The organism is Komagataeibacter kakiaceti JCM 25156 (assembly GCF_000613305.1).
This window is the reverse complement of the sequence record NZ_BAIO01000274.1, coordinates 1-3,199: the sequence shown is the minus strand read 5'-3', so window position 1 is coordinate 3,199 and position 3,199 is coordinate 1. Positions and strand designations below refer to the sequence as shown.

At 62.4% G+C, this 3,199-nt stretch carries 5 protein-coding genes; 2 read left to right on the top strand and 3 right to left on the bottom strand.

The genetic code is table 11. The annotated features are described in order from the left end of the window. Positions 1-538: AAA family ATPase (locus JCM25156_RS12150; protein ID WP_148299387.1), on the top strand; the 538-nt coding region annotated here is incomplete at its 5' end. Positions 539-551: 13 nt separating this feature from the next. Here the strand turns inward: JCM25156_RS12150 and JCM25156_RS12145 are convergent. Then, on the bottom strand, positions 552-1,394 hold the full coding sequence (locus JCM25156_RS12145; RefSeq protein WP_025813271.1) for an acid phosphatase: 843 nt from the start codon (positions 1,392-1,394) through the stop codon (positions 552-554). A gap of 142 nt (positions 1,395-1,536) precedes the next feature. Here JCM25156_RS12145 and JCM25156_RS12140 point away from each other — a divergent pair, with 142 nt between their 5' ends. Continuing rightward, positions 1,537-1,746, top strand: coding sequence for a hypothetical protein (locus JCM25156_RS12140; RefSeq protein ID WP_025813270.1), 210 nt, complete (start codon positions 1,537-1,539; stop codon positions 1,744-1,746). A gap of 95 nt (positions 1,747-1,841) precedes the next feature. On the opposite strand, the gene JCM25156_RS12135 is transcribed toward JCM25156_RS12140, so the two are convergent. Together JCM25156_RS12135 and JCM25156_RS24045 are read right to left on the bottom strand one after the other, a co-directional pair. Further along, positions 1,842-2,180, bottom strand: a complete 339-nt coding sequence (locus JCM25156_RS12135) for a hypothetical protein (protein ID WP_025813269.1) — start codon at positions 2,178-2,180, stop codon at positions 1,842-1,844. Positions 2,181-2,554: 374 nt separating this feature from the next. Continuing rightward, the coding region (locus tag JCM25156_RS24045) for a TrbI/VirB10 family protein (protein ID WP_148299386.1) at positions 2,555-3,199 on the bottom strand (645 nt) is incomplete at its 5' end.

The window sequence follows — 3,199 nt, the reverse complement described above, 5'->3', positions numbered from 1 at the left end:
CGGCGGAATGGATATGCCCGTGCTGCAGAAGCGCGCCTCCGACCTGCTGGACAAATATGTGGGCCAGAGCGAGCAGCAGATCGCCGCCGCCTTTGCCGAGGCGTGCGACAGCGGGGCCTTCCTGATCATCGACGAGGCCGATGGCCTGCTGGGGGACCGCCGCGCCGCCGAACGGTCGTGGGAAATCAGTCAGGTCAACGAGATGCTGACATGGATGGAGCAGCACCCGCTGCCCTTCGCCTGCACCACCAACCTGGTGGAGAAGCTGGACCCGGCCAGCATGCGGCGCTTCCTGTTCCGGGGGCGCTTTGGCTATCTGACCCATGAACAGGCGGCGCATGCGTTCCGCCGCTTCTTCGGGCAGGAGCCGCCCGCCGAGCTGCGACAGGCCCAGACGCTGGTACCTTCGGACTTCGCGCTGGTGCTGCGCCGCGCACGGCTGCTGGATGAAAACCCCACGCCGGAGGAACTGCTCGCCCGCCTTCAGGCCGAAATCGCGGGGCGTGAAGGGAACAGGCGGATCGGGTTCATGTCCTGATCCGCGCGTAACCCTACTGGGGCGGATGGGCCGCGGCGTCCGCCTCCACCGCGCATTCGGCGGCGGGGGGTGCGGCCATGGTGGCGCGCAGGGCCGTGAGTTCGGCCCGGGCGGCGTCCATTTCCTGCCGGAAGCCTTCATCACGCTCCATGGCCGAATACAGCACGCCGCCATTGAGCCAGCCCGCCACGACATCGCTGTGCCACTGCACGCCGCACACGACCCGGCTTTCCCCGAAGACACGGGCGCGCTGCATGATCCATGCCGTGCGTTCGGGCAGCATATCGGACAGCACCAGCCCCGCGACCCAGCCCAGCGTGGCATGGAAGGAGGGATAGGACGGATCCTCCTTCAGATCGGCGCGCAGCGGAATGCACAGCGGCAGTTCGACCGCCGTAAACGGGCGGGGACGGTTCCAGAGCATTTTCTGTTCATGCACGACGGGCGCGAGACGCCGTTCGATCCGTGTCATCAGGCCGACCAGTTCGGGCAGATGCTCCGGCGGCAGGGTAAAGCCCACGGCGCAGGAAAAGGCGGCGAGCATATGGGCGGGCGTATCACGATTATCGGCCTGCGCCAGTTGCCACCGGGGCGTGCCCTCCAGCGCGCGGGTGATGGCGTAGATGCTGGCATCCGTCGCGCGCTGCGCCGTATCCGGGCCAGGTGGCGGGGGCAGGAAAATCTGCCCATCGGGCAGGGGCGGCCCGGCGGGAACCTCCTCCGCCACTGCTGGATGATGCGTGACCCCCTTTGCATGATGATGGGGGTGCGCGCGGACCGGCACGGGCAGCGCCAGCAGGCCCGTCATGATACAGGCGGCCAATCCATGCGCGACGGCACGACATTCGGGGCGCATCTTCATCCTATCGGTTCACCGCTAACCACTTTCCCGCGCATAGCATGCGGGAGGATACAGGCAAGGGCTGATGGATGCGACATGCCTTCTGCCCCGGTCCATTTTATGGCAGACTGGCCGCCCAGCCCGGAGAGATGCAGCGATGAACCGCAGAAACCAGATATGGCCTACTTCGATCAGCCCCGTGCGGATCGGCCTGTGCGTTGTCGGGCTGACGCTGGTGGTGGTCCAGTTCGTTCATGGGCTGCACATCAGCCCCGATTCCATGCCGGGGCAGGTCATGTTCCACATCGCCATGCTCGCCCTTGGCACGATCCTGTTCGTGGCGGGAATGTGGGGGCCGTCGCTTTAAACAGCCCGCGCCGGTAACAGGGTGAAGCTTTTCCCAAAAAGCCCGCACCCGGAAACTTTCATTTCCTGTCAGCCGGTTATTTTCAACGCGGCGTCCTACCTGTTTTCCGAATCCGCGCCGCTGCCATTTTCGGTAATACCGGCGCGCGACGGGGCGTCGGATCCCGGCTCCACGGTCCGGCTCATGCGGGCCACACTCCGGTCATCCCCAAAACCACGACCGGAAACACGGCGGCGGGGGGCCGGGTTTTCCATCAGCACGTTTTCCAGGGCTTCGGGGTCGGTGCGCTCGGCTTCATCAAACAGTTCATCGGCGCGGGCCTGATCGCCTTCACGTTCGGCCCGCAGCCCGGCCTCCGCCAGCCTGCGCGCGGTCCCGTGCTTGCCTTCGCCCACGTCATCGGGGCGGTCGTCATCGTTTATGAAACGGGGCATCGGAATTCCCTTTCCTGACATTGCATGAAGGTGGGTAACCTGAACCCGATCATCGCGCCAAACCGGAATATAATTCAACCAGAAAATAAATGTGGGAAATCGGGAATTAATTACTTTTCAGGAATGATATTTATATTTTTATATGAGAAATGTTACTGTTCTTTTTTTTAAATAACCAAAAAACTTCTGGTCGCCGGGGCGCATCCGGGCGGGCAGGACAGGGAACAGACGTGAAAACCCTTTTGCGAGACTGTTTGAAGCCGCCAATCCACAAAATATCCTGTAATCATAAGGATGCTTTAAAAAAGACGGCACCCGGAAACTTTTAACGCAACCCGCCTATCGATCGGTCAATGTATAGACGCTGCTGAAGCTCAGATCCCGCGCGACGTATATCTGCACGATATTGCCTGCTGCACATACAGGCTGGGGGGCACGTTGCTGGTCTGGGTCAGAATGATCTTTTCCACCTGCCCGGCAACGGAATCCGTATCGCTGCTGGTGGTGGAAATACTGGTCGTGCCGGGCTTGGAGGCAAGGTTGGTAATGGCCTGCACCATCATCTGACCAACATTGGTGATGATCGACACCATGATCGCATCCCCGAACCGGGCCCAGAAATGGGTATTGACCTTGCCCTTGATCCCGCTGCCGCCCAGCGGCGTGGTGCCGGGGCTGAGCAGGTCGATGGTGACGCCCTCGGGGTTGCGCAGGCGCAGCCAGTTCACGAAAATCCGCTTCTGGCCGTATTGCAGGGCCGATGTCACCTCCCCTTCCGCCAGCGCGCCCTTGTCGATCAGCCGGACCTTGCCGTTGATGGAATAGACATCATGGCTGACCCGGCAGCTTACCATGCCGGGCAGGGTGGTATTGATTTCGTTTATCGTGCCGCACGGAATCAGGGTGCCCTTGCCGACCGTCAGGTTCTGATCGTGCATCATGCTCGCCACCGCCGGGGTCATGCTGTCCGGCGCAAGGCGGGTCTGGAGCGGGTTGTCGGACTTGACCGCAGCGGGCGC

Bases quoted from the DNA above. Each gene is read 5' to 3' on its own strand.
- JCM25156_RS12140 (WP_025813270.1), top strand. From the start codon at position 1,537: ATGAACCGCAGAAACCAGATATGGCCTACTTCGATCAGCCCCGTGCGG.
- JCM25156_RS12145 (WP_025813271.1), bottom strand. From the start codon at position 1,394: ATGCGCCCCGAATGTCGTGCCGTCGCGCATGGATTGGCCGCCTGTATC.
- JCM25156_RS12135 (WP_025813269.1), bottom strand. From the start codon at position 2,180: ATGCCCCGTTTCATAAACGATGACGACCGCCCCGATGACGTGGGCGAA.